18 protein-coding genes and 1 tRNA gene are annotated in these 18,056 nt (G+C 61.4%); 1 reads left to right on the forward strand and 18 read right to left on the reverse strand.

Annotated elements, in window-relative coordinates; all coding sequences use genetic code 11:
- The first annotated feature begins 155 nt into the window (after window positions 1-155).
- Window positions 156-243, forward strand: a tRNA-Ser gene (locus tag G5195_RS11140).
- A gap of 129 nt (window positions 244-372) precedes the next feature.
- Here the strand turns inward: G5195_RS11140 and exeN are convergent.
- The 18 genes from exeN to G5195_RS11230 form a co-directional block, all read right to left on the reverse strand.
- The gene (gene exeN, locus G5195_RS11145) at window positions 373-1,140 is read right to left on the reverse strand and encodes a GspN family type II secretion system protein ExeN (RefSeq protein WP_266134242.1); all 768 of its coding nucleotides are present in this window, start codon (window positions 1,138-1,140) and stop codon (window positions 373-375) included.
- Window positions 1,137-1,628, reverse strand: coding sequence for a GspM family type II secretion system protein ExeM (exeM, locus tag G5195_RS11150; protein WP_005338305.1), 492 nt, complete (start codon window positions 1,626-1,628; stop codon window positions 1,137-1,139). The genes exeN and exeM overlap by 4 nt, the downstream gene beginning before the upstream one ends.
- Complete coding sequence (gene exeL / locus G5195_RS11155; RefSeq protein WP_421236147.1) at window positions 1,625-2,809, reverse strand: GspL family type II secretion system protein ExeL; 1,185 nt, start codon at window positions 2,807-2,809, stop codon at window positions 1,625-1,627. The genes exeM and exeL overlap by 4 nt, the downstream gene beginning before the upstream one ends.
- A gap of 122 nt (window positions 2,810-2,931) precedes the next feature.
- Window positions 2,932-3,933: a GspK family T2SS minor pseudopilin variant ExeK gene (exeK, locus tag G5195_RS11160; protein ID WP_266134240.1), complete on the reverse strand. Its 1,002-nt coding sequence runs from the start codon at window positions 3,931-3,933 to the stop codon at window positions 2,932-2,934.
- Window positions 3,923-4,675, reverse strand: a complete 753-nt coding sequence (gene gspJ / locus G5195_RS11165) for a type II secretion system minor pseudopilin GspJ (RefSeq protein WP_421236148.1) — start codon at window positions 4,673-4,675, stop codon at window positions 3,923-3,925. Before gspJ ends, exeK begins: the two co-directional genes overlap by 11 nt.
- Window positions 4,672-5,031: a GspI family T2SS minor pseudopilin variant ExeI gene (exeI, locus tag G5195_RS11170; protein ID WP_201938365.1), complete on the reverse strand. Its 360-nt coding sequence runs from the start codon at window positions 5,029-5,031 to the stop codon at window positions 4,672-4,674. The genes gspJ and exeI overlap by 4 nt, the downstream gene beginning before the upstream one ends.
- 82 nt (window positions 5,032-5,113) lie before the next feature.
- Window positions 5,114-5,674: a GspH family T2SS minor pseudopilin variant ExeH gene (gene exeH, locus G5195_RS11175; RefSeq protein ID WP_421221353.1), complete on the reverse strand. Its 561-nt coding sequence runs from the start codon at window positions 5,672-5,674 to the stop codon at window positions 5,114-5,116.
- Window positions 5,671-5,790 carry a type II secretion system protein gene (locus tag G5195_RS11180; RefSeq protein WP_421236149.1) on the reverse strand — a complete coding sequence of 40 codons (120 nt, stop codon included), beginning with the start codon at window positions 5,788-5,790 and terminating at the stop codon, window positions 5,671-5,673. Before G5195_RS11180 ends, exeH begins: the two co-directional genes overlap by 4 nt.
- Window positions 5,791-5,837: 47 nt before the next feature.
- The gene (gene exeG / locus G5195_RS11185; RefSeq protein WP_421236150.1) at window positions 5,838-6,269 is read right to left on the reverse strand and encodes a GspG family T2SS major pseudopilin variant ExeG; all 432 of its coding nucleotides are present in this window, start codon (window positions 6,267-6,269) and stop codon (window positions 5,838-5,840) included.
- Between the two features lie 97 nt (window positions 6,270-6,366).
- Window positions 6,367-7,587 (reverse strand): GspF family T2SS innner membrane protein variant ExeF, encoded by a 1,221-nt coding sequence (exeF, locus tag G5195_RS11190; protein ID WP_005338296.1) that lies wholly within the window; start codon window positions 7,585-7,587, stop codon window positions 6,367-6,369.
- 1 nt (window position 7,588) lies between these two features.
- Window positions 7,589-9,094, reverse strand: a complete 1,506-nt coding sequence (gene exeE / locus G5195_RS11195; RefSeq protein ID WP_421221354.1) for a GspE family T2SS ATPase variant ExeE — start codon at window positions 9,092-9,094, stop codon at window positions 7,589-7,591.
- Entirely contained in the window at window positions 9,094-11,133 is a 2,040-nt protein-coding gene (gene exeD / locus G5195_RS11200) for a GspD family T2SS secretin variant ExeD (RefSeq protein WP_227342243.1), read from the reverse strand. The genes exeE and exeD overlap by 1 nt, the downstream gene beginning before the upstream one ends.
- Window positions 11,134-11,154: 21 nt before the next feature.
- Window positions 11,155-11,997, reverse strand: coding sequence for a GspC family type II secretion system variant ExeC (exeC, locus tag G5195_RS11205; protein ID WP_323912821.1), 843 nt, complete (start codon window positions 11,995-11,997; stop codon window positions 11,155-11,157).
- 221 nt (window positions 11,998-12,218) lie between these two features.
- The gene (exeB, locus tag G5195_RS11210) at window positions 12,219-12,905 is read right to left on the reverse strand and encodes a GspB family T2SS assembly factor variant ExeB (RefSeq protein WP_227342246.1); all 687 of its coding nucleotides are present in this window, start codon (window positions 12,903-12,905) and stop codon (window positions 12,219-12,221) included.
- Complete coding sequence (locus G5195_RS11215) at window positions 12,905-14,473, reverse strand: ExeA family protein (protein WP_227342248.1); 1,569 nt, start codon at window positions 14,471-14,473, stop codon at window positions 12,905-12,907. The genes exeB and G5195_RS11215 overlap by 1 nt, the downstream gene beginning before the upstream one ends.
- A 377-nt stretch (window positions 14,474-14,850) precedes the next feature.
- The gene (locus tag G5195_RS11220; protein ID WP_216953163.1) at window positions 14,851-15,972 is read right to left on the reverse strand and encodes a beta-ketoacyl-ACP synthase III; all 1,122 of its coding nucleotides are present in this window, start codon (window positions 15,970-15,972) and stop codon (window positions 14,851-14,853) included.
- A gap of 54 nt (window positions 15,973-16,026) precedes the next feature.
- Complete coding sequence (locus G5195_RS11225) at window positions 16,027-17,190, reverse strand: vWA domain-containing protein (protein ID WP_216953164.1); 1,164 nt, start codon at window positions 17,188-17,190, stop codon at window positions 16,027-16,029.
- Window positions 17,191-17,193: 3 nt separating this feature from the next.
- Complete coding sequence (locus G5195_RS11230; protein WP_216953165.1) at window positions 17,194-18,036, reverse strand: AAA family ATPase; 843 nt, start codon at window positions 18,034-18,036, stop codon at window positions 17,194-17,196.
- Window positions 18,037-18,056: the final 20 nt, after the last annotated feature.

Raw genomic sequence — 18,056 nt, forward strand, 5'->3', positions numbered from 1 at the left:
GCTGTTTGTTACTGCATGTTTACGCATTGTATGTAGAACAAATAGGGATGACGAGGAACAATTTCAAGCCACCTGCCATTTTGCTCCCGCACACTATCCCACAGGAAATATGTATTGCATATGAACAAGGGCTTAGCGTAGTATGCACGCCGTTCGGAGGGGTGGCAGAGCGGCTGAATGCACCGGTCTTGAAAACCGGCGATGGGCGACCATCCGTGGGTTCAAATCCCACCTCCTCCGCCATATTCAAAGAGAAAGCCCAAGCGGTCACCCGCTTGGGCTTTTTTGTATCTGGCATTTCAACTGATATGTCACATGGACGATAAAAATGGCTCGGGTTGTCCCTGAGCCATTTTCACCTTGAATGAGGGCTTAGATCCGCCCCTGATAGCGCAGGGGGAAGCGGCCCTGACTGTCGGGCTGGCCGAGGAAGGGGAGCCCCTGCTGCATCTGTGGCGGCAGTGCCGGGCCCGGCTTCAGGGTGCCCTGGAACAGGTATTGGCCGTTGGGTTGCAGCTCGAGGCGACCGCTGGTCTGCACCGCATCGGAGCCCTGCTTGAGTTCGGCCACCAGTTTGGAGTCGAGGCAGGTGAGTTTCACCTCGGGGTCGGCCAGATCCAGCTTGCCCGCCGGGGTATCGGCGCTGGCGTTGTACCAGTCGAGGTTGCCGTAGAGGTTGTCGCACCAGGGGTTGCCCTGGGCAAACTGCTCCACTTTAAGCTGCAGCTGGCCGCTGACGGTGATCGGGATCGGCAGGCGCATCGGCACCCGGCTCAGCAACCAGGGGGCGGGAGCGTTGAGGGTCAGGTCCCGGCCGAAGGCGGCGCCATTCCAGCCGACAACGCCCTGACCATTGAGGCCGTTGCGATCGCCAAAGCGTATGGCCACTTCGGGGGCGAAGCGCAGCAGCGACCAGCCGTTGAGATCCCAGCGCAGCTGGTTTAACGATTCGCTGGCATATTGCAGTCGGGCGATCTGGCCACTCCAGAGGGTGCCGCTCACCCCTTCCAGTTTCAGCAGGTTGGCAACATTGGCAGGCAGCGGCAGATGGCGAGCCACCAGTGCCGCGGGCAGGGTGGCCAGCAGGAAGACCAGATAGGCGGCCAGAAACAGGCTGGCAATCAGGATGCGTTTTTTCATTGTGGACGACTCAACTGCAAACGTCTGACCTTGACCAGACCCGGGGCCAGATCCTCGCGGGCGATCTCGATGATTTGAACCTGAATACCGTGCTGCTCCACCAGCGTGGAGAGCCAGAGTAGCAAGTCATCGAATTGGACCGTGTCGATCCACACTTGCAGCTCCTGCGCCTGGGGTTGCAGCCGGGCAATCTTGATCTTGTGGTTGAAGGCGGTGCGGTTGACCACCCCTTCCAGGGTGCCGCTGGTGTCGATCTGGCGACCCGAGCCCCCCTGCATGGCCAGCACCTCTTCCCCCTTCTCCTTGAGCCAGGCGAGGGTCTGCTGCTGGTTTTGCACCTGTCGCTCCCGCTCTGCGATGCGGTTGGCGATGGGCTGCCAGACGCTCCAGTAGAAGAGACCGACCAGCAGCAGAACGCCGCCTGCGACCACCAGCCGCTGTTCCCGTGCTGTGATGCCGTGCCACCAGCTCTGCAATTTTTCCATCATGATGATTTACCCTTGAGCACCAGTGCGCCCTCTACCTTGCCCTCGGTGCTGCGCACCTCGCCTTGCTGTACCTCGAATTGCTTGCCAGCCAGCTCACGGAACCGCTCGATCTCGGCAAAGCCTGGGGCAGTCACCTGCAGCCTCAGCTCGCGGCGACTGGCATCAAAGCGCATCACCTGCGGCTTGAGGCCGGGTACTTCGGCAAAGGTGGGGGCCAGCTCGGTGAGCATCAGCAGCACGCCGTTTTGCGGGGCTTGTCCCATTTGTTGCAGATGCTGGTTCATCTGGCTGCGCACGTTCACGATGCGGCTCTCACCCGGGAAGATGCGGGTATAGACGGTGCGGATCTCCGCTTTCAGCGCCTTGTCCTGCTCGGTGAGCTGATAGAGCTGCACCCCGCGCTGGCCGAGGGCCACCAGCAGCAACAAGCCTGCGGTGATGGCCACCTTGCGCCACTGCAACCAGTAGCGGGCATATTCGGTCTGGGGTCGATAGGGACCGGTCAGCAGGTTGGCGCGGCAGGTGAGTGCCCCTTTGGCCAGCAGCAGCATGGGGAGTTCAGGCTCCGCCGGCTGCCAGTTGGCGGCGGCAATGGCGGGCACCGGGGTGTGGCTGTGGATGGTGACTGGCTCGACTTCGGTTGCCAGCAAGATGGCCAGCAGCGGCTCGTCGGCGACGATCCCCTGACAAGGGCCCTGGCGTACCAGCCACTCGCTGCCGAGTTGCAGGGCAGACCAGCCATCAGCGGCCTGTGGCAGCGCCAGCACATCGGGCAGCAGTTGCAGGCTCTTGAGGCCAGCGGCATCGAGCCAGCCGAGCCACTCGGCCATCTTCTGCCGATCCACCGCCATCAGATCCACCTGCTGGCCCGCGTGGGCCAGTACCACCAGATGGAGCTCGTCCACGTCGGAGGCGATCTGCTCCTCCAGCAGGTAGGGGAGGGCCGCTGCCGACTGACGGTTGTAGCGACCCGGCAGGGTGACGCGCCGGAAGATCAGATCGCTGCCCGGCACTAGCGTGACCACTGGGCGGCCACCGGCCCGATCCTGCAGCTCGCTCAGGGCATCGGCCGAGGGCAGGGTGCCGGAGGCGATGATCTCCTGCTCCTGACCGGACCAGACCAGCCAGGCCACGGGTTGTTGTTTATTGGTCCCCAGTCGGATGACCAGACTTTCGCTCACGCATCTCTCTCCTGCGATACCGGTTTGCAAAGGGCGTTGTGCGCCCTGGCAACCGGTGCGCAGCCCGCAGGCTGCATCCAACATCTCTCGTACCCGCAGGCGATGGCCTGCAGGTGCGCTGTTTATTCGGCGCCGCTACTGAGGCGGCGCAGTATCACCAGTTTATTGTCCTTGCCCCGCTGGAACAGGGTTTCGAGCCAGGCCCGGTTGTCGCCGACCTCGGCCACGACCCGGGCTTCGAAGAAGTCGCTCTTGACCACCAGCGCCTCTTTCAGCCCTTTCACCGAATCGACCGGAGCGAGCATGTCTGTCATCAGCTTGCTCTCTTTCCACCCCTTCTGTGGCCGCTCATTCAGTACCCGCTTGGCATCATCCAGCCCGATAGTGCCCAGATAGAGGGCAACCAGCAGCTCGGGGCGCTGGGGGGCAAGGGTATTGATATTGATCTTCAACTTGTCGTTGGGCAGGGTGCAGACGTAGGGGGCCAGTCTGGCATAGACCCTGGCCGTCACCCCGCGCACCGCCCGCAGCTCATCCTTGCCCAACATCCACTGGTTGGCGGTCAGGTAGGGTGGCTTGAGCCCCTCGTAATAGGCGTCCTCTGCGCCAAGGCTGGAGACCAGCACCGTATCCTTGTCGGTCCAGTCACGAATGGCATCGGTGAGCTGGGCCGCCTCGTAATCATCCATTGCCAGCTCCTTGAGCAGTTCGCGAAACACCTGCACCGGATAGGGCTGCTGCGCCAGCTCCTCGCCGCTTCCCGCCTTGGAGGCCACGCTCAGGCTGTTGAGGTTGAAGCAGGATTGCAGGTCGGTCACCTCGCCCTTGAGCTGGCCATCATCCACTGGAAACACAGTATTCTTGCGGGCCCAGTTCTGGCTGAGGTTAACCACCTCGGGGTTGTCCTTGAAATCCTGCGTCAGCACCTTGCTTACCAGCGCTTCCGCCGAGAGGGCATACCACCATGCCTGTTTGCCTGTGGTGATGTTGGCGGTGCGGCGCAGCTCAAGCTGCAGGCGGCCGCTCATATTGCTGGCGATGATCACCATCACCGAGAGGATCAGCAGCACCACCAGCAGCGCCATGCCGCGCTGGCGACCGGGGGCGGCGAGATTAGCCCGCATTGGTGCTCCCCCCGTTCTGGTTGCCGCCATTGCTGTTGTTACCACTGTTATTGCCGTTATTGCTGTCGCCGCCCGGATTGGGATTGCTGCTCTGGCTGTTCTCTTCGGCGCGCTGGCCGCCGGCGCCAATCAGAAATTGCCGGCGAATGGTGCCGTAATCCTCCAGATCCAGCTCGACCGCGAGCCCGTAGGGGAGCACGCTGCGCTGGGTCCACTCCTCCTTCCAGCTCCCCTTGTCGTAGAAGTAGAGGCGAAACGCGGTGACGCCGGTCAGAAGCGGCTGGGTGCGCGGCTCGGTGCCGATCACCGGATCCGGATAGAGGTAGCTGAGGCGCTCCAGCTTCTGATCCTTGAGGCGCCAGCCGACCCGCTGCAGATGGGAGCGGGGCAGCATGCCGTCCGGGTTGAGCCAGCCGCTGCGCATAAAGGCCATGCCCCAGTCATCGCTCTGCTGGCCGAACCGGGAGGCCGCCAGCAGCACCTTGTTATTCTCCCCCTCGATGCGACCGCTGCGCGGCACCATCTGGGTGACATCCCGCTCCAGCAGGGTGAAGGCGAGCTGCAATTCGTTGAGACGGGCCTCCTTGCGCTTGGCTACCTCGTCGCTGGTGAGCACCCCCTGCAGCACCTGATAGGCGCCCATGCTGAGAGTGGCGAAGATGGCGATGGCCACCAGCATTTCGAGCAGGGTAAAACCGGCGTGACGGACGGGGCGAGGCGTGCGGGCGGATAGCTGGGTCATCGGCTGATATAGGTCCGCATCATGGCGACCGGGTTCTCGGCTTTGGCCTCGGTACGCACTTCCATATCGAGCGCCCGGAAGTTGTTGTCGGCGGTGGCGACGCCGCGATAGCGCCAGTACCAGGTGCTGCCCGCCATCTGCTCATCCCCTTCCACCCAGCTGTCACCAGGCCACTTGTTCTCGAGCTTCTGTTGCACCAGCTGGTTCTCTACCACCCAGGTGGCGAATGTCTTCTGTTCCAGATAGTTGAGGGCCGAGAGGTGTTCGCTGGCGGTTTTCATTACCGCGAGACCCGCTATGGCAAAGACCGCCAGCGCCACCATCACTTCGAGTAAGGTCATGCCACGCGCGTTCATCGTGTCACCTGTTGAGGGTGTGGTTGGCACAGAAGTAGCGCCACCATCACACCTTTCTCAAACAACGTCATGCCGCGGGCGTTCATTCGCTCACCTCTTCATCTTCATCGCCGGTGAGCAGGGTGAGGCGGCCGAACTCGTCCCCCTTGACGATGCGGGTGTAGCGCATCTCGTCATCCTGCTGGGTGAAGGTGAGCACGAACGGGCTCAGCTCGCCGCCCGGGAAGATCAGCAGCTGTGGTGTGCGCTCCTTCTCGTCGCGCTTCTGTTCGGTTTTCTCGTCGGAGTCCGGCTGCCAGCCAAATCCTTCCAGCTCCAGTGCCAGCGTCATGTTCTCGGCCAGTTGTACCGGCCCCAACTGCTTGTCGCCAGTCACGGCCAGCCACTTGCGATCCTTGGCCTGACGCTGCATAAACTGCCAGCCGTTATCCTCGATGCGAATGCCTACCAGCCGACCATCCATCACCGCATACTCCTGTGCCAGCTGCAGCGTCGCCATCAGGCGGCGTGCCTGCCTGTCCAGCTCCCTATCCCCTCTGGCGCCTCCCATGCTGAGGGTGACGGCGGTGGCCACCAGCCCCATCAGCATGGCGACCAGCAACACTTCCAGCAGAGTAAAACCGGCCTGGCGACTCGGTTTCATGGCGCCAGCCTCAACTGCATAGCGGTAGCCTCAAGCCGATCCATCAACATGGCAACGAGCAGCACCTCCAGCAGGGTAAAGCCGGATTGGCGACGAGCAGATGGCGCAGCCCTCATTCAGGCTGCTCCAGCAAGGCGGAGTGAATGCGCTGGCGGCACATCACTTATTGGAAATCCTTCAGGTTCCAGTTGCCGATGTCGTCATCGGTACCGGCTTCACCATCCAGACCCATGGAGAAGATGTCGATCTTGCCGAACTGGCCCGGGCTCAGCAGCTGGTACGGGTTGCCCCAGGGATCTTGCGGCAGGCGCTTGATGTAGCCGCCATCGCGGTAGCTGCGCGGCGCCGGATCGATGGAGGGCTTGGTCACCAGTGCATCCAGACCCTGTTCGGTGGTCGGGTAGTGGTTGTTGTCCAGCTTGTACATGTCGAGGGCGTTTTCCAGCGCCACGATATCGGAGACCGCTTTCTGCTGGTCAGCTTTCTCCTTGTTGCCCATCAGGTTGGGCACCACCAGACTGGCCAGAATGCCGAGGATCACGATGACCACCATGACTTCCAGCAGGGTAAAACCGGATTGACGACGTTTGTTCATGAGTTGCTCCGTAACGAATGAGATGGGATGGCCCATCAGAGAGTGATCACTGGGTGGGTTCGACGGGCCGCCAGCGGCGCCACCAAACACCGGAAACTTACATATTCACCATATTGTTGAGCTCGAGGATCGGCTGCAGGATCGACATCACGATAAACAGCACCACCCCGGCCATGGAGACCACCAGCATGGGTTCGAACACCCCGAGGGCGATATTGACCTGAGATTCAAACTCCCGATCCTGGTTGTCTGCCGCCCGCTCCAGCATGCTGTCGAGCTCACCGCTCTGCTCGCCGGAGGCGATCATGTGCAGCATCATGGGCGGGAAAATCTTGGTCTCGGTCAGCGACTTGCGCAGACTGGTCCCCTCGCGCACCCGTTCGGCGGCCTCGAGAATGCGCATTCTGGCAAAGTCGTTGGAGAGCACTTCGCCGGAGATCTTCATCCCCTCCAGCAGCGGCACCGCGCTGGCGTTGAGGATGCTTAAAGTACGGGCGAAGCGGGCGGTGTTGAGACCGCGACTGACCCGGCCAATCACCGGCAGACCGAGCAGTACCTGATGCCAGCGTCGGCGACGCTTTTCATCGGTGAGCCACCAGCGCCAGACAAAGCTGCCAAGGAAGATCAGCAGCAGAAACCAGAGGCCGTAGGCCTGCATCAGCTCGCTGGTACCGATGAGAAAGCGGGTGGTGCCCGGCAGTTGCTGGCCCATGTGTTCAAACTGGGCCACCACCTTGGGTACCACGGCGGTAAGCAGGATCGAGATAACCCCGATGGCGACACAGGTGAGCACGATGGGGTAGATCATCGCCTGCAGCAGCTTGGTGCGCATGTGCTGGCGCTGCTCGGTGTAGTCGGCGAGGCGGTTGAGCACTTTTTCCAGATGGCCCGATTTTTCACCGGCCGCCACCATGGAGCGAAACAGCTGGTCGAACACATGGGGAAAAGCCCCCAGCGAGTCGGCCAGCGAATAACCTTCCACTACCTTGCTGCGCACGGTTGCCACCAGAGAGCGCAAGTGGGCCTTTTCGCACTGCTCGGCCACCGCCTTGAGCGCCTCTTCGATGGTGAGACCGGCGCCCACCAGAGTGGCCAGCTGGCGAGTGATCAGGGCCAGCTCGGCAGTGCTGGCACCACGACGAAACAGGGCGAAGCGGGTCGCTTCCCGTTTCGCCTTCTCGGTGGTCTCGTTCACCTCGAGGGGGGTGAGCCCCTGTTCACGCAGCAGCTGGCGTACCTGACGGGCCGAGTCGCCCTCCATCACACCGCTCTTGCTGCGCCCCTTGTTGTCGAGGGCCTTGTATTCGAATGCCGCCATCTCAATCTTCCCGGGTCACGCGCAGTACCTCTTCGAGGCTGGTCTGCCCCTTGAGGACCTTGTCGATGCCGTCACGGCGGATGCTGGGGGTGTGGCCGCGGATCAGCCGCTCGATGGCGAGCTCGCCGCTGGCGCTGTGAATGGCTTCACGCACTGCTTCATCGATCACCACCAGCTCGTGGATACCGGTTCGGCCACGGTAGCCGGTGTGGTTGCACTGTTCGCAGCCCACCGGATGCCAGATAGGCTGATCAGGTTCCAGTGTGATACCCATTGCAAGTCGCTCCTGCTCGGTGGCCGGACGCGAGGCGCGACAATCGGGGCAGAGGGTACGCACCAGCCGCTGGGCCAGTACCGCCAGCAGGGACGAGGAGAGCAGGAAGGGCTCGATCCCCATGTCCCGCATCCGGGTGATGGCGCCGATGGCGGTGTTGGTGTGCAGGGTCGACATTACCAGGTGACCGGTGAGGGAGGCCTGTACCGCGATCTGGGCGGTTTCCAGATCTCGGATTTCCCCCACCATCACTACGTCCGGGTCTTGGCGCAGAATGGCGCGCAGACCGCGGGCGAAGGTCATGTCCACCTTGCTGTTGACCTGGGTCTGGCCCACCCCTTCGAGGTCATATTCGATGGGGTCTTCCACCGTCAGGATGTTGCGATCCCGCGAGTTGATTTCGGAGAGCGCCGCATAGAGGGTGGTGGATTTACCGGAACCGGTCGGGCCGGTGACCAGAATGATGCCGTGGGGCTTGCGGATAAGCTCGCTGATGATGCTGCGGTTGCGCGCCGTCATGCCGAGCTGCTTGAGCTCGAGGCGAATGGTGTTCTTGTCGAGCAGACGGAGTACCACCCGCTCGCCGTAGCTGGACGGCATGGTGGAGACCCGCACGTCGACGGCGCGGCCGCCGATGCGCAATGAGATACGGCCATCCTGCGGCACCCGCTTCTCGGCGATATCCATCCGCGACATGACTTTGATCCGCGAGACCAGGAGTGATGCCAGCTTGCGATGGGGACGCAGGATCTCCCGCAGCACCCCATCGATGCGAAAACGAATGACCAGTGCCCGCTCGAAGGTCTCGATATGGATATCGGAGGCCTCCTCCTTGATCGCCTCGCTCAACATGGCGTTGATGAGGCGAATGATGGGGGCGTCGTCATCGGCGTCCAGCAGATCTTCGCTTTGCGGCAGCTCTTCGGCCAGGGCGAAGAAGTCCATCTCGTTGCCGAGATCTTCCATCAGCTGGCGTGCCTCGGAGGAGTCGCGCTGATAGTGGGCCATCAGCAGCTCTTCGAAGGCCTCGTTGTCGAGCTGCTCCACCGCGAAGCTGCAACCTGCTACCCGCCGCACTTCCAGCAGGGCCTGCGGGGTGACGCCGGGGCGGCACTGCAGCACAGGAGCGCCGTCCCGCTCAATCAGGATCACCCCGAAGTTGCGGGCAAAGGCGAAGGGCAGCTCCGGCAGCGGGGGCGGCAACTCGCCGCCATCAAGATGGTAGGCACTCATCAGGGACGGCTCTGCACAAAGGGGGTGGTGCTGTCAGCTGTGTTCTGCTGGCGGCGTTTTATCTGCTCCATCTGATTTTCCACTTCCTGCCGGATTTCGGGTGACATCATCACATCCTGGCCATAGACGGGCAAAACCTGACGGGCGGGCGAGGTGAGATACCCCTCCTGGGCGGCAGCATTGAGCTGTTCGGCGCGGAACAGGCTGTACTTGTTACTGGAGACGCCGGTATAAACCTCCGCATCACGCAAGATGGTGGGCCGGATAAAGACCATCAGGTTGCGCTTGTTGGTGTTGGTGCTGGTGGAGCGGAACAGGTAACCCAGTACCGGGATATCGCCGAGTAACGGCACCTTGGAAACTTCCTCCTTGGTCTGCTCATCCATCAGGCCACCCAGTACCACTGTCTCGCCACTCTTCACCAGTACGGCGTTTTTCACCGTGCGGGTATCGAAGGTGGGGCCTAGTCCCTTGGTACTGTCTGATACGACCTTGGCGACGCTGGAGACCTCCTGCTCGATGTTGAGCAGTACCGAGTCCCCTTCGTTAATCTGCGGCGTAACCGTCAGCTTGGTGCCCACCGTCTTGCGCTCTATGGTGTTGAACACCTGATCGCTGGTGGTGGAGCTTTGTGAACCGCTCTGCACCGGCACCTCCTGTCCGACATTGAAGGAGGCCTCCTTGTTGTCCATGGTGACGATACTCGGGGTTGAGAGAATATCGCTCTTGGTATTGGAGGCGAGAGCCGTCGCCAACATGGCCCAATCGCCGTGATAGAAACCGGCGGCCATCCCGTTAAAGCTCCCAAGCAAGTTGGTAGCTGTCTCGGTATTGCCATCCTGGTAATCCTTACCGGCTGCGATGGCTCCGCCAATGGGCAGTGTTGTGTTGGTAAATTGGGTGCCGCCAGCGTTGGTGTTGGCCCACTGCACGCCCAGATTGAGGCCGTCACTGTCGGCAATTTCGACGATGATCGCTTCTACCAGCACCTGGGCGCGACGGATATCGAGCTTGGCCACCACCTGCTCCAGTTCCGCCATCACATCCGGCTGGGCGGTGATGACCAGGGCATTGGTTGCCTCGTCGGCAGAGATGGCCAGCTTGCCACCGCCGATGCTGGCGCCCCCTGTGGTTGCTCCGCCCCCCTTCTTGTCAGCCTCGATGCTGGAGCTGACCCCCTTGAGCACATCGACCATATCCTTGGCCTTGCCATATTTGAGATAGAAGACCCGGGTGTTGCCCTGACTCTGCAGGTCGCGGTCGAGCTGGCGAACCATCTGGATGATGCGGGCGCGCGCTTTCGGCTCACCGCTCACCACCACAGAGTTGGTACGCTCGTCGGCCACCACCTTGGGCGACAGCAACAGGGAGGCGGTGCCCCCTTGTGGATTGCCATCCTTGTTGAGGTTGGTCACCAGCCGCACCATCTCGCCGGCCGAGGCATATCTCAGCTTGATGATGTCCACATCCTGATCGCCTGCGCGGTCGACCCGGTTCACCACTTCCACCAGACGGTTGACCACGGCGGCGCGGCCGGTGATGAGCAGCACGTTTGATGGCTCGTAGTGCACCACGTTGCCCCCACCGGCGTTGTCGTTGAGCTGGCGCAGCAGGGGAGCCAGTTCACGCACCGAGACGTTGCGTACCGGCACGACTCTGGTCACCATCTCGTCGCCCACTCCCGGGTTATTGCCATCCACCACCGGAATGGCGGAGGTTTTGGCATCCCGCGAGCGGAGCACCTTGAGCACGCCGTTATTCATCGGCACCACGGCAAAGCCGTAGACATCGAGCACACTCAGGAAGAACTGGTAGTACTGCTCCTCGTTGAGCAGGTCGTAGCTGCGCACGTTGATCTTGCCGCGCACCGAGGGCTCTATGATGATGGTCTTGTTGAGGTTTTTGCCCACCGTATTGATGAACTCTTCGATGTCGGCGTTCTTGAAGCTGGCAGAGTACTCGGTGGCCCAGGCTGAGCCCGCCATCATCAGAGCCGCTGCGATAGTGGCCAGACGCCAGCCTTTCCCTTTAGTGGTCATTATTGGTACGACTCCAAATCATTATTCTGACAAGCGCACATAGATGTCGAACTGTTCGCCCTGCCGCTCGACGGTTACTGTCATTTCCGTTGCGCCAGCCAGCTGCTGCATCGCCTGCATGGCTTGCATGTTGTCACGCAGGTCCAGTCCGTTGATGCTGATGGCCAGATCATTGGCCTGCAGCCCGCTTTGGTTGAAAAATTCCGGATTGTTGCCCGGGTTGAGGCGATAACCGGCCATGCGGCCATCCATCTGAACCGGTGAAATATTGAGGTAATCAGTGATCTTGCCCGGATCGGCCATCAGCTCGCTGCGCAGAGAGCCAAGGAGAGTGGTATTTGTTGTTTGCGGTAGCGGCTTGCCATACTCCTCGCCATCCAGCATCAGGGTCTCGTCGCGGCCATCCCGCTCTATGATGACTCGATCCGGATAGACCTGCCGGATCCGCGCTTGGGTGCCGTCAATCATGTCGCCAACCCCGTAGGAGTTCTGGATGCCGGACATGGCGATGATGGCGATGGATTTGGCCGGATCCGAGCTTGCCAACACCCCGTTGAGCTGGGCATTAAGCTGGGTGCGCGGCGCATTGGCGGCCACGGCGGTTTTTGCCTGCGCCTTGGGGATCGCCTTGCCAAACAGCGCCAGTCGGCTCACCTCGCCCAGTTCAAGGCGCGGGCTGCTTTGGCCGCTGACCGCCACGGTGGAGGGTTGCCACGGCTGGTTGGATTGCGGGTTTGCCAGAGTGAGCAAGCGCCAGGTGAGGGCTGCGCTCTGCTGGGCCAGCATCAGCAGCAGCACCAGAAAGAACACTCCGGTGACGCGAGTCAAAGGAAGCTGTCGGCACCGGGCCAGCAGCAGGGTCAAGATGTCATCCCTGAATCGTAGCGTCATATTAATCAACAAATTCCAGGCTCTGGGGCGGCTGCGTATTGTGTACGGCTGCGTGCTGTGACACAACGGGTCGGGGCGCACCAAACCGTAAAAATGGATATTTCATCACACCGTAAACCTTTGAATGCTCATAAAAGTGGCACTCAGGCGAGGTGCATCCTGCTTGCCAGCGATTATCAGGGGAAGGTGTGTACTCACCCTTGCCAATCCTGCAACGCCTTGAGGGTTACGCTCTGGCCTCCGATATCCAGCACAATGTACTGCTGGTCGATGGTGGCGAGCACGACCCCGGGGGCTATCTCGCTCCCTTCCCGGTATTCGCGGCCATTGAGCACCACGGCCCGCTTGGCCGGATTGGATGAGAACACATGGGAGCCATAGCTGAATGCGGGCACTTGCTGGCGAACCGAAAGCGGAGCGGCATTCAGCGACATCAACTGGGTCGGCTGCACGCTTTGGGAAACTGTACCCGATTCCTGTTGCAGCGGTGTTTCGTTGAGGGCGCGCATCAATTGTTCGGCCAAGGTTGGTCGACTGGCTGCCGGATTGCTGGCAGCCGCTGCGACCCTGGGCTGCTGCACTACAGGTTCCGGCAGGGGCGGGGGCAGCGGACGGGTCACCATCGCCTTGGGCTCAACCCGCACGAAGGGGGAGGCAATCACCTCTTTTACCTCCACCTTCTCCTCGATGGGACGCAGGTGGATTAGATGCCAGCCATAGTTGGCACCCGCCCCCAGCAGCAGGGCAAGGGGGGCCAGCAGCCAGCCGATACGGCGCGCGGGTTGCGTCTCTTCGCGGGCTACTGCCAGCCCCATGGCGGGAATATGGCTCTGTTGCGAAGGCTGCTGGGCACGGCGCAGAGCATTGAGCAGGGTAGACATCAGGAGGCCTCCTCCAGTCTTGGCATGGGTTCGCCGGAGAGAGCGTTGAGCCGCAGCAGGGTGTTGCTGCCGGCGATGCCATCAGGGGTGAGCCCCTGATCCCGCTGGAACTGCTGCAGTTTGGTCTTGAGCTCGCCATCGAAACGGCGCACCTTGCGTTCGGGTTGTTGCAATGCTCGACTCAGGGCGTTGTCGAGCCACTGGATCTGGGTCTGTCCGGCATTGCTGGCGATCAGGCTGACGCCCCCTTTCGGCATGCGCCAGAGCAGGGTATAGCTGCCACCCCAGTTGTCGGTGAGCCACTGGCGATCCACTTGCCAGCTCTGGTTGCCGATCATCAGGCTGGCCTTGCTTGGCCCCAGATTGACCAGGGTGGCGTAATAGAGACCGCCATTCTGGTCAGTGAGCGTGATCATGGCGGGATGCTGCAGGGCGCGCAGCTCCTCGAGGCTTGCCTCTCCCTCCTGGCAGCGCAGACCGGCGCGAGGGGCGTTGTCACAGGTGGCATCGAACGGTTCCGGTTCATAGCCCCAGACCCGATAGAGATTCTGCATGGCGCTCTCGGGGTCGAGGGCCTGATTGATGGCCTCGGTCAACTGATCTTGTTGTTCGGCGGTCTCGTCAACGGTGACAGGCACCTCGACCTTGACCACAGGCCGTTCGGGGAATACGCCGAAAAATTGCCAGCCCCACCAGCCTGCTGCTACCAGCAAGGCGCCAGCCAGTGTCACCATCAGACCGGAAAGCCAGCTTCCCTCATCACGGACGCCGCTCACCTCGAACGCCGCCTGGCTGATGTCGCCATGGACAATCTTGTAGCTGCCACGGGCGAAGGCTGCGAGCAGGGCGCGATCGCAGATGAGGTTGATCAGGCGCGGAATGCCGCCGGAGAGCCGATGCAGCGTCTGGATCGCTCTGGGGGTAAAAATGGGCTGCACACAACCGGCTACTTGCAGCCGGAAGCGGACGTAGGCATCCACATCGGTGGCGGAGAGGGGCAGCAGGTGGTAGCGGGCGGTGATGCGCTGGGCCAGTTGGCGCAACAGGGGCAGGCGCAGCATCTGTTGCAGTTCGGGTTGGCCGATCAGCACGATTTGCAGCAGTTTTTTCTCGTCGGTTTCCAGGTTGGTCAGCAGACGCAACTGCTCCAATACCTCGGGCAACAGATGTTGGGCCTCATCCACCAGTACCACGCTGCGCTTGCCTGCGGTCAGGTTGGCCAGCAGGTGGTCGCGGATAAGGTCGAACAGTTGCTTGATCCCGGCCTCGGCGGGGTAGGTGAGTTGAAACTCGTCACAGATGGCGGCCAGCAGATCCCGTTCGGTCAGGGAGGGGTTGAGGATGTAGGCGATCTCGGTCTCTGCTGGCAACTGCTGCAACAGGCAGCGGGAGACGGTGGTTTTGCCGGTGCCCACTTCGCCGGTCAGCAGCACAAAGCCGCCACCATCCTGCAATCCGTAGTTGAGGTGAGCAAGGGCTTCGCCGTGGCGCTCACTCATATAGAGGTATTTGGGATTGGGCGAGATGGAGAAAGGCGGTTCCGATAGGCCGAAGAACTGTGTGTACATGAGGGGATTCTTTTGTAGCCGGCGACAGATAAGAAATGTCTCCGGATGATAGCAAACCTCGAATTCATTGGAAGCCATCATTGGCAAAGGATGACAAATTGCAGCCTTTTCCTGTCATCTTGTGATCCAGATATCGCCCCGTTGCACCATGGTACTCAAAAATTGCAACCAATCTGAAAAATAAGTTTTTCATCAATGGCTTGTCGGTATGCGTTGTCACAGTAGTACGGTGTTTTCGGATCAATAGTCATGGTCTGGCCACTATTTATGCCCGTTTTCTCCTCTCGTAAGGGTGAACCGAGAGCGGGGCTAGCGGCGAAACAGCGCCAAACCCCAATCAGAGTACAGGGCGCGGGCCACTCTCCCCGCGCACTCTGTTACTGTCGTTGTAGCAGCAGGCTACCGATGGAGTAGCCAGCGCCAAAGGAGCAAAGTACGCCGCGGGCCCCCGCAGGAAGGTCGCGATTGTACAGATGAAACGCGATGATGGAACCCGCCGAGCTGGTATTACCATAGCTATCAAGAATGACCGGCGCCTCCTGCTGGCTGGCATCGTGACCCAGCAGCTTGCGACCGATGAACTGGTTCATGGTGAGGTTGGCCTGATGGAGCCAGAGCCGGTTCAGGCTCTCGGCAGGCCAGCCCTGCTCATCGAGCTGGTTGGCTATCTGGTCGCACACCAGCGGCAACACCTCCTTGAACACCTTGCGCCCCTGCTGGCGAAACAGCTTGTCGTCGCCGTAGCGGGTGCGCGGGCTCAGCCGGTTCAGAAAGCCGAAGTTGTTGCGGATGTTGTTGGAGTACTGGGTCACCAGCTTGCTGGCCACCAGTTGCCACGGATTGGCCACCTTGCAATCGGCCTCCCGCTCCAGCAGCACCGCGGTGCAGGCATCGCCGAAGATAAAGTGACTGTCTCTGTCCCGGAAATTGAGGTGTCCCGAGCAGATCTCCGGATTGACTACCAGCGCCAGTTTGGCGGTGCCTGCCGCCAGCATATCGGCGGCTGTCTTGATGCCGAAGGTGGCAGACGAGCAGGCCACGTTCATGTCAAAGGCCATGCCGCTCGCCCCCAGATAATGCTGCAGCTCGATGGCCAGCGCTGGGTAGGGGCGCGGCATGTTGGAGGCGGCGACGATGACCAAGTCGATCTCTCCCGGCTCGCGACCGGCGGCGATCAGTGCCTGCTCGGCGGCGGCCACCGCCATCTCCACCATGATGGAGGGCATCTCATCGGGCCGCTCCGCCAGCAGCGGTTGCATGATATCGGGATTGAGTACTCCCTCGCGGCTCACCAGATAACGGCTCTTGATGCCGGATGCCTTCTCGATGAACTCGCAGCTGGAGTGCTGCTTGGCGGGAAGCTGGCCGGCATCGATGGCGGAGGCGTTCTCCTCGTTGTAGAGATCCACATACTGGTTGAAGGCGGCCACCAGCTCTTCATTGCTGACGGCAAAGGGTGGGGTATAGAGGCCTGAGCCACTGATCACGATAGAGGTCATCTTTGCTCCTCGCCGGGTGCGTTCCCGGCTTGTCGGTTTATAGGGTAGAGAGGGTTAGAGCTGGTTGATCGCCGCAGCGAGACCCGCCAGGGTCAGCGGATGCATCCGTCCGCCAACCACGTCATTCATCAGTTTGATGGAGGGATGCCAGAGCCACTCCCGCCGCGGGGTGGGATTGATCCACACCAGTTTGGGAAAGTGCTGCTGCAAGCGGGTGAGCCACACCTGACCCGACTCCTCGTTCCACTGCTCGACACTGCCGCCCGGCCAGGTGATCTCGTAGGGGCCCATGGTGGCATCCCCCACCAGGATCACCCGGTAGTCGCTGCCATAGGTGCGCAGCAGCCGCAGGGTATCGAACCGCTCCTCAAAGCGGCGGGCGTTATCCTTCCAGACGAAGTCGTAGAGGCAGTTGTGAAAATAGAAGTACTCCAGATGCTTGAACTCGTGGCGCAGGGCGGAGAAGAGGCGCTGCACCTCGGCCACGTGGGCATCCATGGAGCCTCCGACATCGAAAAAGACCAACAGTTTGACCCCGTTGTGGCGCTCGGGCCGCAGCTTCACATCGAGCCAGCCCTGGCGGGCAGAACTTTTTATGGTGTCGTCGAGATCCAGCTCGTCGGGATTGCCTTTGCGCACCCAGCGTCTTAGCTTGCGCAGCGCCAGCTGGATGGCGCGCTGGCCTAGCGGCGAGTCGTCGCTGAAGTTGCGATAGTGGCGGGCCTCCCACACCTTGGTCGCCTTGCCGTGCTGCCCTTCTCCACCCATGCGGATGCCCTCGGGGTGAAAACCGCCGTGGCCAAACGGGCTGCTGCCACCGGTTCCCACCCACTTGTTGCCACCGGCGTGGCGCTCTTTCTGCTCGCGTAATCGCTGGTTAAGGGTTTCCAGCAGCTTGTCGAGTCCGCCGAGGGATGTGAGCAGCGCCTTCTCCTCTGGGCTCAACAGCCGTTCGAACTCCTTGCGCAGCCACTCCTCGGGCAGGCTCTCCGGCAGCAGGGGGATGGCTTCCAGCCCTTCGTAGTATTCGGCGAAGGCGCGATCGAAGCGATCGTAGTGGGCCTCGTCTTTTACCAGCAGGCAGCGGGAGAGTTGGTAGAACTCGTCCATATCGGCAGCGACCAGCCGGGCTGCCAGCGCGGCGTGCAAGTCCAGCAGCTCACGCAGGCTGCAGGGGAGCTTGTGGCGGCGCAGGTGGGTAAAAAAGTCGATCAGCATGGGTCAGCTGCCGCGCCGGGCCAGAAAGGCGAGCTTCTCGAAGAGATGCAAATCCTGCTCGGTCTTGAGCAGGGCGCCATATAGCGCGGGCACCAGCTTGCCGGGCTCGCGGGCGCGCATCGCCTCGGGGGCGATATCGTCGGCCAAGAGCAGGCGGATCCAGTCCAGTAGTTCCGAGGTGGAGGGCTTCTTGCGCAGCCCCTCTACTTCGCGCAGTTCGAAGAAGAGCTCCATTGCCTCGCCAAGCAGGCTCTCCTTGAGGTCGGGGTAGTGGAGTTTGACGATGGCCTGCATCTCGGCCTTGTCGGGGAAGCGGATGTAGTGGAAGAAACAGCGGCGCAGGAAGGCGTCCGGCAGCTCTTTCTCATTGTTGGAGGTGATGATGACCACAGGCCGCTGGCGTGCCTTGACTCGCTCGCCGGTTTCGTAGACGTCGAACTCCATCCGATCCAGCTCCAGCAGCAGATCGTTGGGGAATTCGATGTCGGCCTTGTCGATCTCGTCGATCAGCAGCACAGGTCGCTGCTCGGAGCTGAAGGCCTGCCACAGTTTGCCTTTACGAATGTAGTGGCTGATATCGGCCACTCTGGGGTCGCCGAGCTGGGAGTCCCGCAGCCGGGCCACCGCATCATATTCGTAGAGTCCCTGTTGGGCCTTGGTGGTGGACTTGATATGCCAGGCAATGAGGTCGGTGCCGAGATGGTCGGCGACCGCTTCCGCCAGCACCGTCTTGCCGGTGCCCGGCTCCCCTTTGATCAGCAGCGGTTTTTCGAGGGTGATGGCGGCATTGACCGCCATCTTCAATGCATCGGAGGCGAGATACTGGCTGCTTCCTGAAAATCCCATAACGTCGGTTCCTTTGACGA

Origin of the sequence: Aeromonas sp. 601039 (genome assembly GCF_049174415.1) — a bacterium.
Classification (GTDB): domain Bacteria; phylum Pseudomonadota; class Gammaproteobacteria; order Enterobacterales; family Aeromonadaceae; genus Aeromonas; species Aeromonas veronii_A.